This is a genomic window from Streptomyces collinus Tu 365 (assembly GCF_000444875.1).
In the GTDB taxonomy this organism is placed as follows: Bacteria; Actinomycetota; Actinomycetes; order Streptomycetales; family Streptomycetaceae; genus Streptomyces; species Streptomyces collinus_A.
Genome location: NC_021985.1, coordinates 1,036,542 through 1,055,591 on the forward strand (window position 1 = coordinate 1,036,542; position 19,050 = coordinate 1,055,591).

The following is a 19,050-nucleotide window of genomic DNA, read 5'->3' on the forward strand; positions in this document are numbered from 1 at the left end:
CGGGCCGGACGCGGGAGGCACGGCGGCGTGCGTCCTGGCGGCGGTCAGATCCGGTAGCGGCGCAGGGCCGGGATCGCGGCGGCCAGGGCCAGCATCAGCACCACGACCAGCACACCGCCGCCCGCCACCGCGGCCCGGGGGCCGAACACCGCCCCGGCCGTGCCGTGCAGCACGTCGGCCAGGCGCGGGCCGCCCGCGACGACCACCGTGAACACGCCCTGCATCCGGCCGCGCATCTCGTCGGTCGCCGCGGAGAGCAGGATCGCGCCGCGGAACACCATGGAGATCATGTCGGCGACTCCGGCGGCGGCGAGGAAGGCCACGGCCGGCCACAGGTTGCCGCTCAGCCCGAACCCGGCGATGGCCGCGCCCCAGCCGACGACCGCCCAGATGACCATCCAGCCGTGCCGCCGCGCCCGGGAGAAGACACCGGAGAACAGCCCGCCGAGCACCGCGCCGACCGGGATACCGGCGAAGAGCACACCGAGCGCGAGCCCCTCGCCCCAGGGGGCGTACGTCTGGGCCGCGAGCTGCGGGAACAGGGCACGCGGCATACCGAAGACCATGGCGACGATGTCGGCGAGGAAGGACAGCAGCAGCACCTTGTGCCCGGCGATGTACCGGAACCCGGCGGTTATCTCCCGCACGCCCGCCCGGCGGGCCGGCCCCTCGCCCAGCGGCGGCAGGGCGGGCAGCCGGAACACCGCCCACACCGTGACGCACAGGGCCAGCGCGTCGATCAGGTACAGCTCCGGCAGCCCGATGACGGGGATCAGCACACCGGCCAGCAGCGGCCCCGCGACCAGCCCGGTCTGCATCACGGTCGAGCCCAGCGCGTTGGCCGCGGGCAGCTCCTCGGCCGGCACGAGCCGCGCGATGGAGGCGCTGCGGGCCGGGGAGTTCAGGCCGAAGAACGCCTGCTGGAGCGCGAGCAGCACCATCAGTACGACGACGGAGTCCAGGCCGGTGGCGGCCTGCGCCCAGAACAGCACCGAGGTCACGGCGATACCGGTGTTGGTGACCAGCAGCAGCTTGCGCCGGTCCACCGTGTCGGCGACGGCCCCGCCCCACAGCGCGAACACCACCATGGGCACCAGACCGGCGAGGCTGGCGTAGCCCACCCAGGCCGAGGAGTGGGTGATGTCGTAGATCTGCTTGGGCACGGCGACGGCGGTCAGCTGGCTGCCCACGGAGGTGACGACGGTCGACGACCACAGGCGCCGGTAGGCCGGGATGCGCAGGGGCCGGGTGTCCATGGCCCAGCGGCGCCAGCCGGGCCGGGGCGTGGCCGGCTCGGCCGTGAGGCCGGTCGCGGGTTCGGTGCTGCTGCTCTCGCTCGTGTCCACTGGGTTCCTGGTCGCTCGACAGAGGTTGCTCGATACATCTTTCGATTGCGGGCCCCACTATCCCAGCAACGCGCCCGCCCGGCCGCACCGGTTGCCGGACGCGGGTGCGGCGGTGGCCGCAGCGACCGCGCGGGGGTCTCAGGCCCCGGTGACCAGCACGAGTCCGAGCCCCAGCATGGTCAGTGCGACCAGGCCGTCCAGGACGCGCCAGGCGGTGGGGCCGGCGAGCACGCGGCCGAGGAGGCGGGCGCCGAAGCCGAGCGCGGCGAACCAGCACAGGCTGGCGAGCGCGGCGCCGAGTCCGAAGGTCCAGCGCAGCGGGCCGCGGTCGGCGGCGAGCGCACCCAGCAGGAACACGGTGTCCAGGTAGACGTGGGGGTTCAGCCAGGTCATGGCCAGGCAGGTGAGCACCGCCCGTCGGCGCGAGCCCGGCGCCGTCCCCCCGGCGTCCGCGCGCAGGCCGGTGCCGGGGCGGGCGGCCCGGCGGGCGGCGAGCACGCCGTAGCAGAGCAGGAACGCACCGCCCACCAGTCCCACCGCCCGTACCGCGCCCGGCCACGCCACCACCACGGCGCCGACCCCGCCGACCCCGAGCGAGATGAGCAGCGCGTCGGACAGGGCGCAGATGCCGACCACGGCGAGGACGGCGTCGCGGCGCACCCCCTGACGCAGGACGAAGGCGTTCTGGGCGCCGATGGCGACGATGAGGGAGAGGCCGGCGCCGAATCCGGCGGCCGCCGCGGTCAGGGCGTGGTTCATGTCCCCGACGGTAGGGAGACCGCCGCCGTGGGTACAGCTAAAGATTCTTACGTATCCTTAGCTCTCGTGATGGCCGAGCTTCCCCTTGACCAGGTGCGCACTCTGCTGGCCGTGGTCGACGAGGGCACCTTCGACGCGGCGGCCGCGGCGCTCCACGTGACGCCGTCGGCGGTCAGCCAGCGGGTCAAGGCGCTGGAGCAGCGCACCGGCCGGGTGCTGCTGCGGCGCACCAAGCCGGTGCGGCCCACCGAGTCCGGCGCGGTCCTGGTGCGGTTCGCCCGGCAGCTGGCCCGTCTCGAGCGGGACGCGCGCGGCGAGCTGGGGCTGAGCGGCGCCGGGGAGCCGACCCGGGTGTCGGTGGCGGTGAACGCGGACTCGCTGGCGACCTGGTTCCTGGGGGCGCTGACCCGCGTGCGCGGGATCTGCTTCGAGCTGCACCGGGAGGACGAGGACCACACGGTGGAGCTGCTGCGCGAGGGCCGGGTGATGGCGGCGGTGATGTCCTCGCCCGACCCGGTGCCGGGCTGCTCGGTCCGCGCCCTGGGCCGGATGCGCTATCTGCCGGTGGCCTCGCCGGAGTTCGCCGGGCGCCACCTCGACGGCCCCCTGCCGGACGTGCTGCGGACGGCTCCCGTGATCGTCTACGACCGCAAGGACGACTTCCAGGACGGCTTCGTCCGCCGGCTGGGCGGCCCCGGCGCCGGACCGCTGCGCCACTCCGTACCGACCTCGGAGGGCTTCGTCGCCGCGGTCGCCGCGGGGCTCGGCTGGGCCATGGTCCCCGAGGCCCAGTCCGGCCCCCTGCTGCGCGACGGACGCCTCGTCCTGCTGGCGCCCGGCGAGTGGATGGACGTCACGCTGTACTGGCAGCAGTGGAAGCTCGACTCCCCCGCCCTCGCGGCACTGGCCGACGCGGTGGCGGCGACGGCGGCGGAGACCCTGCGCGCCTGAACGGGCGCGGCCCCGGACCGCCCGGAGACGGCGCGAGTCGAGGGTGAGCCCGGTGGTCCAGGAACCGGCCGCCGTGCCGAAGTTGACCGCCGGCACGGTCAGGGCCGAGTCCGGGGTGGGGCCTTGCCCGCGAAGCGGACGCCGGGGGCGGGGAGCGGGCCGCCCGGGCTTCGGGATGCAGGCGCTGGAGTGTGCTGGTTACGCTCGTTCGAGTGGCCGGGAGGGTCGGCAACCTCCAGGCCGTGGCGCAGCGGCCGCCCGCCCCGCTCGGCGGAAGCGAGGACTTCCGCAGTCAAGCCTTCGCAGGTTTCACGCGTCCATGGGAGGAAGTTGCGATGAGGTTCACCGGCATGCGTACAGCGAGGGCCGCCGGGGCGGCTCTGGTCACCGTCCCGCTTGCACTGGGCGGTCTGGCGTCGCAGAGCCACGCACAGGGTGCGTCTCCCAGCCCGTCCGGCACGTTCGGTTCCGGTTGCTCGGCGATCGCCCAGAAGGCCGACACCGCCAAGGACAAGCTCGTGGAGGCCGCGTCCGCCTACCCCCAGCTCAGCCAACTGGTCGCGGCAACGGTCAGGGCGAAGCTGACCAGCACCCTCGACGAGAAGCCCGACGTCACCGTCTTCGCACCCAACGACAAGGCGTTCCAGGGCATCACGGTGTCCCAGCTCTCCTCGCTGCTCAGCAATGAGGGGCAGCTGAAGAAGACCCTGACCTATCACGTCGTGGACAAGCAGATCACCCCCGACGAGCTCTCCCACGGCTCCTTCACGACGGTCGAGGGCAGCAAACTGACGACGTCGGGCTCGGGCACCGATTTCAAGGTCAACGACAAGGCGAACATCGTCTGCGGCAACATCAAAGCCGCGAACGCCACCATCTACATCATCGATCAGGTCCTCCAACCCCCCTCCTGACCGCAACCCGCCCCACCAGGTCCGAGGGCGGGCCCGGGCACCGCTACGGCACCTCGGGCCCGCCCTGCATCCGGTTCGAGTCCGACCGCGGCCGGGGTCACACCCGAGGTCGGATACGGCCGGGCCCCGTCACTCCGGCAGGTGCTCGATGAGCCACTCGCAGAGTTCGCGGACGATGCTGGTGTGGAGGGTGTTGCTGCTGCCGCAGAGGAACTCGAGCTCGCTCTCCGCCGGGTCGAGGTCTTCGACCGGGGTGTACAGGTCGGCCTGGTCGGTGATGTCGCGGATGGCGACCGCGCTGACGGTGGGGACGAAGCACACCGCAGGGTGGTTGAGCTCGACGGTGCCGCCCGCGTCGACGATCGTCTTGGCCACCAACCCGTAGGAGGCAAGGGTGCCACCGGGTGCACCGTCGAGTTCCGGCAGGCCCGAGGTGGTGATCGACTTCTCCAGGATGCCGCCCACCTTGTAGCGGCGCAGCAGCGCCACCTGTTCGTTGTCGCCCTGGCGCTGGGTGTGGAAGGTGGTGCCGGGGAAGGGCCGTGCGCCGGTGCTCCTGACGGCGATCCTGCCGGGCTGGACGCTGGTGGCCTGGCCGTCACCGGCGCCGTTGGCGACCGCGATGCGCCGGGGGATGGTGGGCCACCCGCCGACTTCCTCCAGCTTGTCGAGGAAGTCCTGGCGCAGCGGGTCGACGCCGACGCTGTCCTTCTCGTGGTCGTAGTAGTACGCCAGCATCTGCCGGGCGGCGGGGCTGCTGATGTACCGGTAGAAGTCGTTGTTCGGGTCCGGTGCCTGGCCGGCGAGGTTGGGGATGAACGCGGCGAACGCCTGCAGGCCTACAGGGATGACGGCTCCCCGGTGCGGGCTGTCGTAGGAGAAGTACACGGCCGTGCCGTGACGCTCGCCGTCGGCTTCCATCTTGGCCAGCGCGTAGCGGGCGAGGATGCCGCCCATACTGAAGCCGCCGACCATCAGTTCGGTGCTGCCCTGCTTCTGGTTGTTGGCCTCGATGACGGCTTCTCGAATGGTCCGGGCGTTCTCCAGGAGGGAGGCGCTGCGCTCGTCGAAGCCGATCAGCACCACGGTCCGGCCGAGGCTTCGCAGCTGGTCGAGGAAGTGGTAGCGGGGCCTGTTCGGGTTCTGCTCGTCGGGGAGGTTGTCGTTCAGGCCGTTGTAGAGGACCGCGGGGTCGGTCGCACCGAGCTCGAACCCGTCGGCGATCAGTACAGGGCGCGTGAACTGTTCGTCCGCACCGAGGTGGACCCACGCCTTTCCGAACGGCAGATCCCAGGTGGCATGCGGACGCGGTGCCGAGACCGGTGTCTTCGGGGTGGCCGTGAGCGGGGAGCCGAACGTCAGGCTGCCAAGTGACGCCTCGGACCTGACCTCTTCTGCGGGCATGAGCACTCCTTGCGTGCTTCGGTACCGGACCGCCGGCAGGGGCGACGGCGGAGAGACGAAATCAGCATGACCCGGGCATATGACCGAGACGGAGGGTGTCGCTTCCCTCTCACTCGCACAGCGGCACAACAACACACAAAGGGCTGCGGGACTGCGGATCGGAACGCTCGGCCCGGTTCAGCCGCTACGGCTTCACCGCCACGAGGACGACGACAGCGGGGAGGGCCGACCGGGCCGGCCGCACAAGGTGGAGGCATGGATCGGCGCTCGCAAGCCGGGCGCGGCCACGGCCGACCACGGGCCGAGCCCGGCCGCAGGCCGCCTCCGGGCCAGGTGCGGTCACGGCCGGTCCAGGACGGGCTCAGTCGTGGTCGCCGGCCTCCGCGAGGCGGCGTTCCGCGCTTTCCAGGAGCATGTCAAGGGCCGTCGGATAGGCGCTGGTCACCATGCGTCCGGCGAGCAGGGGGGCCGCCTCGGCGATGCGGGGGTGGGTGGTGCGGGGCAGGCGGGCGTAGGTCGAGTGCCACTTGTCCTCGTCGGCCCGCTGGGAGGCGCTCGGCAGGGCCAGTGAGGCGGCGTCGAGGGCGGCGAAGGCCAGCGTCTGGTCGATGAAGGCGTGGTAGACGGCGACGGTCTCCGGCAGGGAGAACCCGCCCGTGCGCAGCACGTCCAGGACCGCCTCGTCCGCCGCCAGCTCGTGGGCCCGCCCGGTGACCCGGTTCGCGGTCAGCAGCGCCGCCTGCGGGTGGGCGACGTACGCGGCGTGGATGCGCAGCCCGATCGCGCGGAGGTCGGGCCGCCACCGCCCGGTGGGCCGCCAGCCGTCCAGCGCCTGTCCGATCAGCGCGTCGCCGATGGCCAGGGTGAGGTCGTCCATGCCCCGGAAGTACCGGTACAGGGTGCTCGGATCGCAGTCCAGCGCGAGGCCCAGACGGCGAGCGGTCAGACCCGCGCTGCCGTGCTCGCGCAGCAGACGCAGCGCGGTCTCGACGATCAGCGGCTCCGACAGCACGGTGCCGCCGCGTGTCGGACGGCGCCGGCGGCGGTTCTCCTCGGGCACCACGGGCTTGGGCACGGCGGGTCCTCCCGGTCCTCCTGCGTCCTCGTGCCCCCGCACCTTATGCCAACGCCATTGACCTTACGACCGGCCGGGGCGTTGCATACGGGCCAGGACGCGCCCGACCCGTTTCGTTCGTACCGTGACATACAGGGAGATTCCGTCATGCGTGTACTGCTCGTGGGAGCCGGCGGTGTGGGTACCGCCATCACCCGGATCGCGGCCCGCCGCCCGTTCCTCGACCTGATGGTGGTCGCCGACTACGACCCGGCCCGCGCCGAGGCGGCGGTCGCGGCGCTCGGGGACGCCTCGGACCGGTTCCTCGCCGAGCGCGTGGACGCGGGCGACGAGGCCGGTGTGGCCCGGCTGCTCGCCCGGCACGGCTGCGACGTGCTGCTGAACGCCACCGACCCGCGGTTCGTGATGCCGCTGTTCCGTGCGGCCCGGGCGGCCGGCGTCGGCTATGTCGACATGGCGATGTCCCTGTCCCGGCCGCATCCCGAGCAGCCGTACGAGAAGTGCGGGGTCATGCTCGGCGACGAGCAGTTCGCGCTGTCCGCCGAGTGGGAGAAGGAGGGGGCGCTCGCCCTGGTCGGCATGGGCGTGGAGCCCGGCCTCTCGGACGTCTTCGCCCGCCACGCGGCCGACGAACTCTTCGACACCATCGACGAGATCGGCGTCCGCGACGGTGCGAACCTCACCGTCGACGGCTACGACTTCGCGCCGTCCTTCAGCATCTGGACCACCATCGAGGAGTGCCTGAACCCGCCGGTCGTCTACGAGGAGGAGCGCGGCTGGTTCACCACCGAGCCGTTCAGCGAGCCCGAGGTGTTCGACTTCCCGGCGGGCATCGGACCGGTGGAGTGCGTGAACGTGGAGCACGAGGAGGTGCTGCTCGTACCGCGCTGGGTCGGTGCGCGGCGCGTCACGTTCAAGTACGGCCTCGGCGCGGAGTTCATCGAGACCCTGAAGACCCTGCACCGGCTGGGACTTGACCGTACGTCACCGGTGACGGTGCCGGGCCCGGACGGACCGGTGGCGGTCTCGCCGCGGGACGTGGTCGCGGCGTGCCTGCCCGACCCGGCGACGCTGGGCGACCGGATGCGCGGCAAGACGTGCGCGGGCACCTGGGTGCGCGGCACCAAGGACGGTGCGCCGCGCGAGGTCTACCTGTACCACGTGGTCGACAACGAGTGGTCCATGGCGGAGTACGGTTGTCAGGCGGTGGTGTGGCAGACGGCGGTCAATCCGGTCGTCGCCCTCGAACTCCTCGCCACCGGTGCCTGGTCGGGCACGGGCGTCCTCGGCCCCGAGGCCTTCCCCGCGCGTCCGTTCCTCGACCTGCTGACCGCGTACGAATCCCCCTGGGGCCTGCGCGAGCAGTGACCGGGGCGAGGTCTCTCTCGTCCGATCCCTGCCGGTTCCTTGTTTCACGCGGCGTTGAGCGGTCACCCGAACCCGAAGCACGCAAACGACAGGGCGCACGACACGACAGCAGGAGACTTCGATGCAGAACTGGCGCGACCATGCCGCGTGCCGTCAGGAGGACCCCGACCTGTTCTTCCCGATCGGCACCACCGGCCCCGCTCAGGTGCAGGCCCAGCAGGCGAAGAGGGTCTGCGGGCACTGCCCGGTCCGTGAGCAGTGTCTCGACTGGGCGCTGGAGACGGGACAGAGCATCGGCATCTGGGGCGGTACGACGGAGACGGAGCGGCGCTCCCTGCGGCGCCGCGCCCGCTCCCGGCCACGCTCGGGCTGACCCCGGGCGGGCGGCTCGCCGTCGGGGCCCCGGCCCGTCCCCCTGGTCCTGGAGGATCCGGTGAGACGGGCCGGGGCCTTGCCGTGCGGCGGGTGGGCCCAGGCGTACGGCGGACCCTCGAAGCAGGCGCGGACGGGCGGTCGCGCTCTCAGGAGGCGTCGCCGGGCGGTGCGGCCGCGGGCAGCCGCAGGGTGAAGACGGTGCCGGTGCCGGGTTCGCTCGTGGCCCGGGCGGTGCCGCCGTGGGCGGCGACCAGGTGCCGGACGATCGGCAGTCCGAGTCCGCTGCCGCCGGTGCGGCGGCTGCGGGACTTCTCGGCCCGCCAGAACCGGTCGAACACGTGCGGCAGATCCTCGGGGGCGATGCCGCTGCCGGTGTCGGCGACGGTGAGGACGACCTGCTCGCCGTCCCGGCGGGCGGTCAGCGTGACCGTGCCCTCGGCGGGGGTGTGCCGCAGCGCGTTGGAGACCAGGTTCCCGAGGGCCTGGCGCATCCGGACCGGGTCGGCGTCGAGCCAGGCGGTGCCGTCGGCGTCGGCGCGCAGGGTGACCCCGGCGGTGCGGGCGGCCACCCGGTGGGCGGCCGCCACCTGGTCGAGCAGGTCGGCGGCGCGCAGCGGCTCGCGGTGCACGCGCAGGGTGCCCGCGTCGGCGGCGGCGAGGTCCTGGAGGTCGTCGATGATCCGCTGGAGCACGAGTGCCTCCTCGTGCAGGGAGGCGAGCAGTTCCGGGTCCGGGTCGACGACGCCGTCGCGGACCACCTCCAGCCAGCCGCGGATGTTGGTGAGCGGGCTGCGCAGTTCGTGGGCGATGTCGCTGACCATGGCCTTGCGCTGGGCCTCCAGGCGCTCCCGGCGCTCGGTCAGGTCGTTGAACGCCTCCGCGAGGATGCCGATCTCGTCCCGGGTGGCCACGGGGACGCGGACGTGCAGTTCGGGCGGCTGCTGCGCGGCCTCGGTCAGGGCGCGCAGCGGCCGGGAGAGCCGCAGGGCGACCAGGGCGGTGACGGCGACGGTGACGGCGAGCACCAGGCCGGCCGCGCCGACCACCTTGGCCTTGTTGGCCGGTGACATGTCGAACCGGGAGGGGTTCTGGTCGCCGATGCCGAGGAACAGCTCGGCCACCGGGGCGACGTAGGGCTCCAGCTGGGTGCGGCGGGCGGTCTGCACACAGCCCTGGGCGGCCTGCCCGAGCCGGGTGCCGGAGCGGGCGTACTTGTACAGCGGGTAGCCGCCCACGAGGTCGCGGCCGCCGGGGTCGACGGTGAGGAACACGGGCCCCTCGATGTCCAGGCCCGCGCGCCGCAGGCAGGGCCGGGTGAGCTCGGAGAGTTCGTCCAGGGCCCTGCGTTCCGTCGGAGTGGGGGTGTTCAGCCGGCCGTCCGCGCACTGTTCGGCGGCGTAGGAGGTGTCGGTGCCGTCGGGGCTGCTGAGCACGGGACGCCCGCCGGGGGTCCGCTCCACGGTGGAGTCGACCCCGAAACGCTCGTAGCAGCGTTTGCGTTCGGCGGCCAGCGTGTCCAGTTCCGCCCGCTCGGCGGCCGTGACCCGGTACGGCCCGACCGCGCGCGGGTCGATGCCGCTGAGCTGGGCGCCGGTCTCGGTCCAGGTGTCGGTGCGCAGCGGGTCGACGGTGGCGGCCGGGCGCGGCGGCAGCGGGGTGCCGCGGGGCGCGGAGTCGGCGAGGACGGTGCGGTCCGCTGTGGTCAGGGCGATCCGGCGGCCGGTGCTCGCGGCGAGGTCGCGGACGGTGCGGCGCACGCCGGTCCAGTCGGTGTGGGTGGCGGCGTAGCCGCTGAGCCGGGCCAGGATGCTGTTGTCGGCCGCGAGGTCCTGGCCCTGTTCCTCCTTCAGGGCGCTGGTGGTGGTCGTGACGGCGAGCCAGGCGGTGGCCGCGACCGAGCAGACGGCGATGAGGGCGGAGACGGACAGCAGCCGGACGAGCAGCCGTTTGCGCAGCGGTGTCCGGCGCGCGGCCGCCGTCCCGCGTCTCACGGCCGGCCGCCGCTGAGCTTGTAGCCGACGCCGAACACGGTCACCAGGCGGACCGGCCGCCGCGGGTCGGCCTCGATCTTCCGGCGCAGGTTCATGATGTGCACGTCGACGGCCCGTTCGGTGGAGGACCGGTCGAAACCGCGGGTGCACTGCAGCAGTTGCCGCCGGGAGAACACCCGGTCCGGTTCGGCCGCCATGGCCAGCAGGATCTGGAACTCGGCCGGGGTGCACTCCACCGGGACGCCGTCGCAGCGCACCTCGTGCCGCACCGGGTGGACGCTGAGCCCGCCGGCGCGGACGACCGGGTCGTCCTCGCGGGCGCTCGCGCCCCGCCCACCGCGTCTGAGGACGGTGCGGATCCGGGCCATCAGCTCGCGCGGGCTGTACGGCTTGGTCATGTAGTCGTCGGCGCCCAGTTCCAGGCCGAGCAGCACGTCGTCCTCGGCCGACCGGGCGGTGAGCATGACGACGGGCAGGTCCGGGTCCTCGGCGTCGGCGCGCAGCACCCGGCACACGCCGAAGCCGTCGATCACCGGGAGCATCAGGTCCAGCACCAGCAGGTCGGGCCTGAGCCGGCGGACCGCGTCGAGCGCGGCGGCCCCGTCGTGCACCACCGTGGCGGTGTGTCCCTCGGCCAGCAGGGAGCGGCGGATCAGTTCGGCCTGCTTCTCGTCGTCCTCGGCGACCAGTACATGTGCGCACACGAGTTCGGATCCTAGGCGGCTCAGCGGGCGAGCCAGTCGGCGTACCCCATGACGACGACCGGGTGCCGGTGGGGGTCGAGGGTGCGCAGCAGTCCCCGCATGTGCGGCCGGGCGACGCCGACGCAGCCGTGGGTGGGGCCTCCGTGGCCGACGTGCAGCCGGACTCCGCCGCCCCGGCCGGGTCCGAGCGGGCGGGTCCAGTCCAGCGGCGAGGTGCCCCGGGCGCGGTTGTAGTCGATGGCGACGACGTAGTCGAAGGCGCCGGCCAGCGGCTCGCCCTGGAAGCCGGTGCCGCGCGTGGTGAACCCGGTGGAGCGGTGGTACGGGAGCCTGCTCCCGGGGTCGGACAGCAGTCCGCCGGCGTCGCTGAGGGTGTAGACGCCGAGCGGGGAGCGCAGGTCACCGGCCATGTGGTGGGCGCTCCAGCCGCGCAGCGCGTTGTGGGCGGGCCACGCGGGACCGGCCTGCCAGCCGGTGGCGGTGCGCTCGTGCACGACGACGGTGCAGCGCGGGGAGTTCCTGCCGCGTCCGGTGACGACGACGGCCTGCCGGCAGTGTTCCGGTATCGCGGCGGTCGTCCGGGGGCCGAGGCCGGTGATGGCGCGCGGTGCCGCTTCCGCCTGGATCCGCGGGGCGCGGGCGCCGGGGGCGGTGGCCGTCGGTGCCGGGCGGGGGGCGCCGGCCCGGCGCCCGGTCGCCCCGGCCCCGCCGCCGCAGCCGGTGAACAGCAGCGGGGACCCGAGGAGACCGAGGCCGAGGCCGACGGCGGTTCTGCGTGGGACCATGCGTCGACGATGGCCGACACATGTGTGGAACGTGTCAGGTTCAGGCCGTGGACGGCTTGCCCTGCGCGTAGAGCCAGGTGTGGAAGAGGCCGCTGAGGTCCTCGCCGGAGATCCGCTCGGACAGCTTCACGAACTGGGCCGTGGTGCCGTGTCCGCCCCGGTGCTCGGTGGCCCAGGCGCGCAGGATGCGGAAGAAGTCGTGGTCGCCGACCGCCTTGCGCAGCTCGTGCAGGGTCATCGCGCCCCGGGCGTAGACCGGCGTGTCGAAGATGTTCCTGCCGCTGCCGGGGTCGCCCGGCGGGAAGGCCCACAGCTCGTTGCCCGCCGGGCGGGCGTACAGGGCGTCGAAGGACTTCTGGGCGCTGTCCCCGCCGTGCTGCTCGCTGTAGAGCCACTCGGCGTAGGTGGCGAAGCCCTCGTTGAGCCAGATGTCCTTCCAGGCGGTCAGCGAGACGGAGTCGCCGAACCACTGGTGGGCGCTCTCGTGGACGAGGGTGCTCACGTCGGGCGCCGAGTCGTACAGGGGCCGGCTCTGGGTCTCCAGGGCGTAGCCGACGTCCGGCGCGTGGTCGACGATCGAGCCGGCGGCACGGAACGGATACGGGCCGAAGAGCCTGCTCTCCCACTTCAGCACGGAGGGCAGCTTCTTGAGCACGGGGGCCGCCGCCTGCGCCTCGCGGGAGTCGACGGCGTTGAACACCTGGATCCCGTCACCGGTGGTGTACTGCTCGGTCTTGAACTTGCCGACCGTGGCGGTGGCCAGGTAGGCCGCCATGGGCTCGGCCTGGTGCCAGCGGAAGGTGGTGTGCCCGTTCACGGTGCGCACGCCGCGCAGCACACCGTTGGCGACGGCGGTGCGCCCCTTGGGGACCGTGATCGTGAAGTCGTACGACGACTTGTCCTTGGGGTGGTTGTTCGCCGGGAACCAGGTCATCGCGCCCTGCGGCTCGCCGGCGACGAACGCGCCGTCGTCGGTGGGGATCCACCCGTCCGCGGAACCGTCCGGGTCGCTGACCGGCTTGGGCGTGCCGGAGTAGCTGACGGTGACGTGGAACTCCCGGTCCGCGCGCAGCGCGTGGCGCGGGGTGACGACGAGTTCCTGGCCGCTGCGGCGGAATCCGGCGGCGGTGCCGTCGACGGTGACGCGGGTGACCTTCAGACCGTTGAGGTCGAGGTCGAAGCGGGTGAGCTTCTGTGTGGCGCGCGCGGTGAGGACGGCCTCGCCGTCGAGGTGCCGGCCGGTGGTGTCGTAACGGAGCGTCAGGTCGTAGTGCTTGACGTGGTAGCCGCCGTTGCCGCTGAACGGGAAGTAGGGGTCGCCCGCTCCGGACGCGCCGATGGTGCCGGCCGCGGCCGGACCGGCGGCGGCGAGCAGCGCGGCCACGGCGAAGGGGACGGTGGCGAGCACCGCCTCACGGCGCAGCACCGCGGTCCGTCGTCCTGGGGCCTGTCTGTGCGGTGGCGTCACGGGCGCTCCTCCTGGGGGGTGAATGATCGTTTCACCTCCCAGACTAGGCGCGGGTGCCGTCCCGTTTCCCCCTCGATCCGGTCAAGACACACCGCGTCGCCGCCCGGGCCGGGCCGCCGTCCGGCGTACGCTCGCGACGCCGACCGCGACCCGAAGGTGAGGCCGATCGTGAGTGTCCGCGTGCGCCGTGTCTATGATCCGCCGGAGTCCGGTGACGGTCTGCGCGTCCTGGTGGACCGGCTGTGGCCACGCGGTCTCGCCAAGGAGGCGGCACGGATCGACGAGTGGCCGAAGGACATCACCCCCTCGACGGAGCTGCGCCGCTGGTTCCACTCCGGCGAGGGCTCGTTCGAGGACTTCCGCGGCCGCTACGAGGCGGAGCTCGACGCCCCGGAGGCCGCCGAACTCCTCGACGGCCTCAGGGAGTCGGCCCGCAAGGGGCCGGTGACCCTGCTGACGGCGTCCAAGGCGCCGGAGCGCAGTCACGCCTCGGTGCTGGCGGAGCTGCTGGGGCACTGAGACCGCCCCTCCCCCGGTACCGGCGCGTCCCGCCGGCGAGCCGACGGGACGCGCCCGGGCTCAGCCCGTCTGCCGCGCCGCCGCCCGGCCCGCCGCGCGGCCGGAGAAGAGGCAGCCGCCGAGGAAGGTGCCCTCCAGGGCGTTGTAGCCGTGCACGCCTCCCCCGCCGAAGCCGGCCACCTCGCCGGCCGCGTACAGGCCGGTGAGGGGCTTGCCGTCGGCGCCCAGGGCGCGCGAGTCCAGGTCGGTCTGGATGCCGCCGAGGGTCTTGCGGGTCAGCACGTGCATCCGCACACCGATCAGCGGGCCCGCCTCGGGGTCGAGGATGCGGTGCGGCGCGGCCACCCGGCCGAGCCGGTCGCCGATGTAGCGGCGGGCGTTGCGGATGCCCTGGACCTGGGAGTCCTTGCTGTACGGGTTGGCCATCTGCAGGTCGCGGGCCTCGATCTGGCGGCGCACCTCGGCCGCGTCGAGCAGGGGCTTGTCCGTGAGGCCGTTCATCTTCTCGACGAGCTGTTCGAGGGTGCCCGCGGTGACGAAGTCCGCGCCCTTGTCGAGGAACGCCCGCACCGGCGCGGGGGCGCCCTTGCCGAGCAGCCGGTCGCGCAGCACGGCCCCCCGGTCCTTGGCGGTGATGTCGGGGTTCTGCTCGGAGCCGGAGAGCGCGAACTCCTTCTCGATGATCTTCCGGGTGAGGATGAACCAGGAGTGGTCGTGACCGGCGATGTCCTCGGTGGTGCGCAGGTACCTCAGCGTGCCGAGGGTGTCGTAGCCGGGCAGGCAGGGGTCGGGCAGCCGGCGGCCGAGGGCGTCGAGCCAGATGGAGGACGGGCCGGGCAGGATGCGGATGCCGTGACCGGGCCAGACGGGGTCCCAGTTCTGCAGGCCCTCCGTGTAGTGCCACATGCGGTCGCGGTTGACCAGGCGCACGCCCGCCTCGGCGCTGATGTCGAGCATGCGGCCGTCGACGTAGGCCGGGACGCCGGTGACCATCTCGGCGGGGGGCGTGCCGAGCCGTTCGGGCCAGTGGCGGCGGACGATGTCGTGGTCGGCGCCGATGCCGCCGGTGGTGACGACCACCGCCTGGGCGGTGAGTTCGAACTCGCCGACGCGGTCGCGGCTTGAGGCCACGCCGCGCGGCGCGTGGTCCTCGGCGAGGACGGTGCCGCGCACGCCGCGGGCCGCGCCGTCCTCGACGACCAGTTCGTCCACCCGGTGCCGGTGGTGGAAGGTCAGCAGTCCGTCGCGGGCGGCCTGGCGGGCGTGGCGGACGAAGGGCTCGACCACGCCGGTTCCGGTGCCCCAGGCGATGTGGAAGCGGGGCACGGAGTTGCCGTGCCCGTCCGCCCGCAGGTCGCCGCGCTCGGCCCAGCCGACGGTGGGCAGCAGCTCGATGCCGTGCCCCCGCAGCCAGGAGCGCTTCTCGCCGGCCGCGAACTCGACGTAGGCGCGGGCCCAGCGCACCGCCCAGGAGTCCTCGTCGTCCAGGCGGTCGAACTGCGCGCTGCCGCGCCAGTCGTTCCAGGCGAGGTCGAAGGAGTCCTTGATGCCGAGGCGCCGCTGCTCGGGCGAGTCGACGAGGAAGAGCCCGCCGAAGGACCAGAACGCCTGGCCGCCGAGGTTGGCCGCGTTCTCCTGGTCGACCAGGGCGACGCGCCTGCCCCGGCTGGTGAGTTCGTGCGCCGCGACCAGGCCCGCGAGGCCGGCTCCGACGACGATGACGTCCGCGTCCATGGCGGCCATGGTGTCCGTTTCCTTCCGTGTGCGACTCATTCGGGGGTGCCGCTGCCGTCGGTCAGCAGGGCGGTGAGCAGGTGGCCCAGCCAGGTGCGGGCGGCGTCGACGTCCTTGTCCAGCAGCAGCTGGGTCGTGACGCCGTCGTACGCCGCGACCACCGCGTGGGCGGCGCCGTCGGCGTCGCCGAGCACGGCGGGGAGCGCGGTGCGGCCGCGGGCCCGGGAGAGCCGGTCCGCGACGGCCGCCCGGAGGCGGGCGCGGTGGTCCAGGAGGGTCTGGGCCACGGCCGGGTCGCGGGCGGCGTGCACCAGGAAGTCGGTCTTCACCAGCAGCCAGTCCACGTCGAGCAGGAGCACCTCGGTGACCCGCTCCACGGCGGCCGGTACGTCGAGTCCGGGGCCGTCCTGGGCGAGGGCGTCGGTCACCTGGGCGGCGATGAGGTCGGCGCGGTCCCGGTAGAGCGCGAAGAACAGCTCGTCCAGGGTGGCGAAGTTGGAGTAGAAGGCGCCCCGGCTGTAGCCGGCGGCCTCGCAGACCTCTTCGATGGAGACGTGCCCGAAGCCCTTGGCGGCGAACACCGCGAAGGCGGCGTCCAGCAGGTTGGCGCGGGTCCGGGCCCGGCGCCGGGTGACGCGTGGTGCCGTGTCCTGCGGTGTCATGTGGCGACCCCCGTTCGATACGGCAATGTATCCGATACACCGGTGTATCGAAAGGGAAGGGGAACCGGAACCCGAGAATGGAACGTACTTTCGATTAAGGAGTACGCTGGTCGCATGTCCACGCACCTCCAGGGCTCCCTGTTCGACCAGACCGACGAGCTGCGGCTCGGTCCGCTCGGCGGACTGCGCCGGACCGAGCTGGGCGCGGGCGCCTGGATCGACGTGCTGCCGGGCTGGCTCAGCGGGGCCGACGCCCTGTTCGAACAGCTGGCGGCCGAGGTCCCGTGGCGGGCGGAACGCCGCAAGATGTACGACAACGTGGTGGCCGTGCCACGGCTGCTCGCCTTCTACAAGGCGGGCGCCCCGCTGCCGCACACCGTCCTCGACGAGGCCCGCGCCGCCCTCTCCGCGCACTACGCGGGTGAACTCGGCGAACCCTTCACCACCGCCGGACTGTGCTTCTACCGCGACGGCCGGGACAGCGTCGCCTGGCACGGCGACCGGATCGGACGCGGCGCCCGGGAGAACACGATGGTCGCCATCCTGTCCGTCGGCGCGCCCCGGGACCTGCTGCTGAGACCGGCCGGAGGCGGCGGCGCGACGGTCCGGCGGCCGCTCGGGCACGGCGACCTCATCGTGATGGGCGGCTCCTGCCAGCGGACCTGGGAACACTGCGTCCCCAAGACCACCCGTGCCGCGGGACCCCGCATCAGCGTCCAGTTCCGGCCGCACGGAGTGCAGTGAGACCAGCCGGGCTTAGGGTGCCTCCCATGGCCTTGCAGATCAGCGCCACGAACCCGGAGCACCCCGCGCTCCTGCTCGAACTGCCCTGGGACACGCCCTTGGAGGAGTGGCCCGAGAAGTACCTGGTGCCGCTCCCGCGCGGCATCTCCCGGCACGTGGTGCGCTACGCGCAGGCCGGCGACGAGGTGATCGCGGTCAAGGAGCTGGCCGAGCGGCCCGCGCTGCGCGAGTACGGGCTGCTGCGCGACCTGGACCGGCTGGGCATCCCCGCGGTCGACCCCCTCGCCGTGGTCACCGGCCGCACCGGCCGCACCGGCACGCCGCTGGAACCGGTCCTGGTCACCCGGCACCTGCGCGGCTCACTGCCGTACCGCTCGATGTTCGAGACGACCATGCGGCCGGCCACCATGCACCGGCTGATGGACGCCCTGGCCGTCCTGCTGGTCCGGCTGCACCTGGCCGGGTTCGCCTGGGGCGACTGCTCGCTGTCGAACACCCTGTTCCGGCGGGACGCGGGCGCCTACGCCGCCTACCTGGTCGACGCCGAGACCGGCGACCTGCACCCGCGGCTCAGCACCGGACAGCGGGAGTACGACCTGGAGCTGGCCCGGGTGAACATCAGCGGCGAGCTGCTGGACCTGGAGGCCTCCGGCGCGCTGCACCCGTCGGTGGACCCGGTGGAGTTCGGGCACGAGATCTGCACCCGCTACGGCGACCTGTGGCAGGAGCTGACCCGCACCTCGGTGTACCCCGCGGGCAAGTCCCACTACATGGAACGCCGGATACGCCGGCTCAACGACCTCGGCTTCGACGTGGCCGAGATGCAGATCGAGCACTCCGCCCAGGGGGACACGGTCACCTTCGTGCCCAAGGTCGTCGACGCCGGCCACCACCAGCGCCAGCTGCTGCGGCTGACCGGCCTGGACGCCGAGGAGAACCAGGCGCGGCGCCTCCTGAACGACCTGGAGAGCTGGATGGCCACCCAGGACGACTACGCGCCCGGCGACCCCCTCGCCGCGCGGCCCGAGGTGCTCGCCCACCGCTGGGTGCGGGACGTGTTCCGGCCCACGGTGCGCGCGGTCCCGCCGGAGCTGCGCGGCACCATGGACCCGGCCGAGATCTACCACGAACTGCTCGAACACCGCTGGTACCTGTCCGAGCGCGCCCAGCACGACATCGGCCTCGACACCGCTGTCGCGGACTACATCCGCAACGTCCTGCCCAGGGCCCGCGCGACCCTGGAGCCGACCGGCCCGGAGTAGCGGGCGGCGGGCCCCGGCCGGGTCACCGGTGCGGGACCACCGCCACCGGGCACGCCGCGTGGTGCAGCACGCCGTACGCCACCGAGCCGATCCGGGCGCCCACGGCCGTGCGGTGCGCCCGCCGTCCGACGACCGTCAACTGCGCGTCCGCGGCCGCGGCGAGCAGCACCTGCGCCGCGCTGCCCATCTCGACGTGCTCGGCCACGGGCACCTCCGGGAAGCGCTCCCGCCACGGCCGCACCGCCTCGGCCAGGCTCCGCCGCTCGTAGGGCTCCAGGCCGCCCTCGTCGTCCAGCAGCTTCAGCGAGCCGGGGCTGTAGGCGAACACCGGCGGCAGCGTCCAGGCCCGCACGGCCCGCACGGCGGCGCCCCGGGCGGCCGCCGTCTCGAACGCGAACCTCAGGGCGTCCGCGCTGTCCTCGGGGCCGCCGTGCTGGCCCACGACCACGTCCCGGCCGGCCGCCTCGGCGGCCGGCCGGTCCTCGGCGCGCACCAGCACCACGGGCCGGGCGGTCTCGGCGATGACGTGCTGTCCGACGGAGCCCACCAGGAACCCGACCACGCGGCCGTGCCCCCGCGAGCCGAGCACCAGCATCTCGGCCCCGGCCGCCGCGCCGGCCAGCGCCCGGGCGGCCCCGTCCTCCACCACGTCCACGGCCACCTCCAGCCCCGGGTGCCGCCCGGAGACGGTGCGCACGGCCTCCCGGACCCCTTCCGAGACCCAGCGGAGCTGGGTGTCCCGGTCGGCCGCGGCCAGCGACTCCTCGTAGCGCCAGACGTGCACCACGCGCAGGGGCAGCCCCCGGCGTACGGCCTCCCTGGCGGCCCAGTCCAGCGCCGCCAGGCTCTCCTCGGTACCGTCCACCCCTGCCGTGATCGGGCGTGTCATGCGTCGGGCCTCCTCGTGATCCGCTTCCCCGGTGCCAGTCTTCACCACTTCGCAACCGGGTCGTTCGGACCGGGTGCCCGCCATATACCCGGAGCGGACC

At 73.4% G+C, this 19,050-nt stretch carries 18 protein-coding genes; 7 read left to right on the plus strand and 11 right to left on the minus strand.

Annotated elements, in window-relative coordinates; all coding sequences use genetic code 11:
• Positions 1-44: 44 nt before the first annotated feature.
• Both B446_RS04140 and B446_RS04145 read right to left on the minus strand, forming a co-directional pair.
• The gene (locus B446_RS04140) at positions 45-1,346 is read right to left on the minus strand and encodes an MFS transporter (RefSeq protein WP_020938155.1); all 1,302 of its coding nucleotides are present in this window, start codon (positions 1,344-1,346) and stop codon (positions 45-47) included.
• 138 nt (positions 1,347-1,484) lie between these two features.
• Positions 1,485-2,105, minus strand: coding sequence for a LysE/ArgO family amino acid transporter (locus B446_RS04145; protein ID WP_020938156.1), 621 nt, complete (start codon positions 2,103-2,105; stop codon positions 1,485-1,487).
• 66 nt (positions 2,106-2,171) lie between these two features.
• Here B446_RS04145 and B446_RS04150 point away from each other — a divergent pair, with 66 nt between their 5' ends.
• The gene (locus tag B446_RS04150; protein ID WP_020938157.1) at positions 2,172-3,056 is read left to right on the plus strand and encodes a LysR family transcriptional regulator ArgP; all 885 of its coding nucleotides are present in this window, start codon (positions 2,172-2,174) and stop codon (positions 3,054-3,056) included.
• A 350-nt stretch (positions 3,057-3,406) separates the two neighbouring features.
• The gene (locus B446_RS04155; protein WP_234967452.1) at positions 3,407-3,970 is read left to right on the plus strand and encodes a fasciclin domain-containing protein; all 564 of its coding nucleotides are present in this window, start codon (positions 3,407-3,409) and stop codon (positions 3,968-3,970) included.
• 129 nt (positions 3,971-4,099) lie between these two features.
• Here the strand turns inward: B446_RS04155 and B446_RS04160 are convergent, their stop codons facing one another.
• Positions 4,100-5,374: an esterase/lipase family protein gene (locus tag B446_RS04160; RefSeq protein WP_020938159.1), complete on the minus strand. Its 1,275-nt coding sequence runs from the start codon at positions 5,372-5,374 to the stop codon at positions 4,100-4,102.
• 361 nt (positions 5,375-5,735) lie between these two features.
• Positions 5,736-6,449: a TetR/AcrR family transcriptional regulator gene (locus B446_RS04165; protein WP_020938160.1), complete on the minus strand. Its 714-nt coding sequence runs from the start codon at positions 6,447-6,449 to the stop codon at positions 5,736-5,738.
• 147 nt (positions 6,450-6,596) lie between these two features.
• Between B446_RS04165 and B446_RS04170 the strand changes: the two genes are divergently transcribed.
• On the plus strand, positions 6,597-7,817 hold the full coding sequence (locus B446_RS04170; RefSeq protein WP_020938161.1) for a saccharopine dehydrogenase family protein: 1,221 nt from the start codon (positions 6,597-6,599) through the stop codon (positions 7,815-7,817).
• Positions 7,818-7,938: 121 nt separating this feature from the next.
• A complete protein-coding gene (locus B446_RS04175; protein WP_020938162.1) occupies positions 7,939-8,190 on the plus strand; it encodes a WhiB family transcriptional regulator in 252 nt (83 codons plus the stop codon).
• A gap of 148 nt (positions 8,191-8,338) precedes the next feature.
• Here B446_RS04175 and B446_RS04180 read toward each other — a convergent pair whose 3' ends face one another.
• The 4 genes from B446_RS04180 to B446_RS04195 are packed head-to-tail and all read right to left on the minus strand — an operon-like array spanning position 8,339 to position 13,140.
• Positions 8,339-10,183, minus strand: a complete 1,845-nt coding sequence (locus B446_RS04180; protein WP_020938163.1) for a sensor histidine kinase — start codon at positions 10,181-10,183, stop codon at positions 8,339-8,341.
• Positions 10,180-10,887, minus strand: a complete 708-nt coding sequence (locus B446_RS04185; RefSeq protein WP_020938164.1) for a response regulator transcription factor — start codon at positions 10,885-10,887, stop codon at positions 10,180-10,182. Before B446_RS04185 ends, B446_RS04180 begins: the two co-directional genes overlap by 4 nt.
• 20 nt (positions 10,888-10,907) lie before the next feature.
• Positions 10,908-11,672, minus strand: a complete 765-nt coding sequence (locus tag B446_RS04190) for a lipoprotein (protein ID WP_020938165.1) — start codon at positions 11,670-11,672, stop codon at positions 10,908-10,910.
• A 40-nt stretch (positions 11,673-11,712) separates the two neighbouring features.
• Positions 11,713-13,140 (minus strand): M1 family metallopeptidase, encoded by a 1,428-nt coding sequence (locus B446_RS04195; RefSeq protein ID WP_052352124.1) that lies wholly within the window; start codon positions 13,138-13,140, stop codon positions 11,713-11,715.
• A 168-nt stretch (positions 13,141-13,308) separates the two neighbouring features.
• On the opposite strand from B446_RS04195, the gene B446_RS04200 reads away from it, so the two are divergent.
• Complete coding sequence (locus tag B446_RS04200; RefSeq protein ID WP_043474730.1) at positions 13,309-13,659, plus strand: DUF488 domain-containing protein; 351 nt, start codon at positions 13,309-13,311, stop codon at positions 13,657-13,659.
• 60 nt (positions 13,660-13,719) lie between these two features.
• On the opposite strand, the gene B446_RS04205 is transcribed toward B446_RS04200, so the two are convergent.
• Both B446_RS04205 and B446_RS04210 read right to left on the minus strand, forming a co-directional pair.
• Positions 13,720-15,393 (minus strand): FAD-binding dehydrogenase, encoded by a 1,674-nt coding sequence (locus B446_RS04205; RefSeq protein WP_020938168.1) that lies wholly within the window; start codon positions 15,391-15,393, stop codon positions 13,720-13,722.
• A 35-nt stretch (positions 15,394-15,428) separates the two neighbouring features.
• Positions 15,429-16,055, minus strand: coding sequence for a TetR/AcrR family transcriptional regulator (locus B446_RS04210; protein ID WP_020938169.1), 627 nt, complete (start codon positions 16,053-16,055; stop codon positions 15,429-15,431).
• A gap of 114 nt (positions 16,056-16,169) precedes the next feature.
• Here B446_RS04210 and B446_RS04215 point away from each other — a divergent pair, with 114 nt between their 5' ends.
• Together B446_RS04215 and B446_RS04220 are read left to right on the plus strand one after the other, a co-directional pair.
• Positions 16,170-16,799: an alpha-ketoglutarate-dependent dioxygenase AlkB gene (locus tag B446_RS04215; RefSeq protein WP_020938170.1), complete on the plus strand. Its 630-nt coding sequence runs from the start codon at positions 16,170-16,172 to the stop codon at positions 16,797-16,799.
• 26 nt (positions 16,800-16,825) lie between these two features.
• On the plus strand, positions 16,826-18,061 hold the full coding sequence (locus B446_RS04220; RefSeq protein WP_020938171.1) for a DUF4032 domain-containing protein: 1,236 nt from the start codon (positions 16,826-16,828) through the stop codon (positions 18,059-18,061).
• A 22-nt stretch (positions 18,062-18,083) separates the two neighbouring features.
• Here B446_RS04220 and B446_RS04225 read toward each other — a convergent pair whose 3' ends face one another.
• Positions 18,084-18,950 carry a universal stress protein gene (locus B446_RS04225; RefSeq protein ID WP_020938172.1) on the minus strand — a complete coding sequence of 289 codons (867 nt, stop codon included), beginning with the start codon at positions 18,948-18,950 and terminating at the stop codon, positions 18,084-18,086.
• Between the last annotated feature and the right edge of the window lie 100 nt (positions 18,951-19,050).

What these genes read in the sequence shown, in the direction of transcription:
- B446_RS04170 (WP_020938161.1), top strand. Translation starts at nt 6,597, where the DNA reads ATGCGTGTACTGCTCGTGGGAGCCGGCGGTGTGGGTACCGCCATCACC.
- B446_RS04160 (WP_020938159.1), bottom strand. Translation starts at nt 5,374, where the DNA reads ATGCCCGCAGAAGAGGTCAGGTCCGAGGCGTCACTTGGCAGCCTGACG.
- B446_RS04215 (WP_020938170.1), top strand. Translation starts at nt 16,170, where the DNA reads ATGTCCACGCACCTCCAGGGCTCCCTGTTCGACCAGACCGACGAGCTG.
- B446_RS04155 (WP_234967452.1), top strand. Translation starts at nt 3,407, where the DNA reads ATGCGTACAGCGAGGGCCGCCGGGGCGGCTCTGGTCACCGTCCCGCTT.
- B446_RS04175 (WP_020938162.1), top strand. Translation starts at nt 7,939, where the DNA reads ATGCAGAACTGGCGCGACCATGCCGCGTGCCGTCAGGAGGACCCCGAC.
- B446_RS04210 (WP_020938169.1), bottom strand. Translation starts at nt 16,055, where the DNA reads ATGACACCGCAGGACACGGCACCACGCGTCACCCGGCGCCGGGCCCGG.
- B446_RS04225 (WP_020938172.1), bottom strand. Translation starts at nt 18,950, where the DNA reads ATGACACGCCCGATCACGGCAGGGGTGGACGGTACCGAGGAGAGCCTG.
- B446_RS04145 (WP_020938156.1), bottom strand. Translation starts at nt 2,105, where the DNA reads ATGAACCACGCCCTGACCGCGGCGGCCGCCGGATTCGGCGCCGGCCTC.
- B446_RS04205 (WP_020938168.1), bottom strand. Translation starts at nt 15,393, where the DNA reads ATGGACGCGGACGTCATCGTCGTCGGAGCCGGCCTCGCGGGCCTGGTC.
- B446_RS04220 (WP_020938171.1), top strand. Translation starts at nt 16,826, where the DNA reads ATGGCCTTGCAGATCAGCGCCACGAACCCGGAGCACCCCGCGCTCCTG.
- B446_RS04190 (WP_020938165.1), bottom strand. Translation starts at nt 11,672, where the DNA reads ATGGTCCCACGCAGAACCGCCGTCGGCCTCGGCCTCGGTCTCCTCGGG.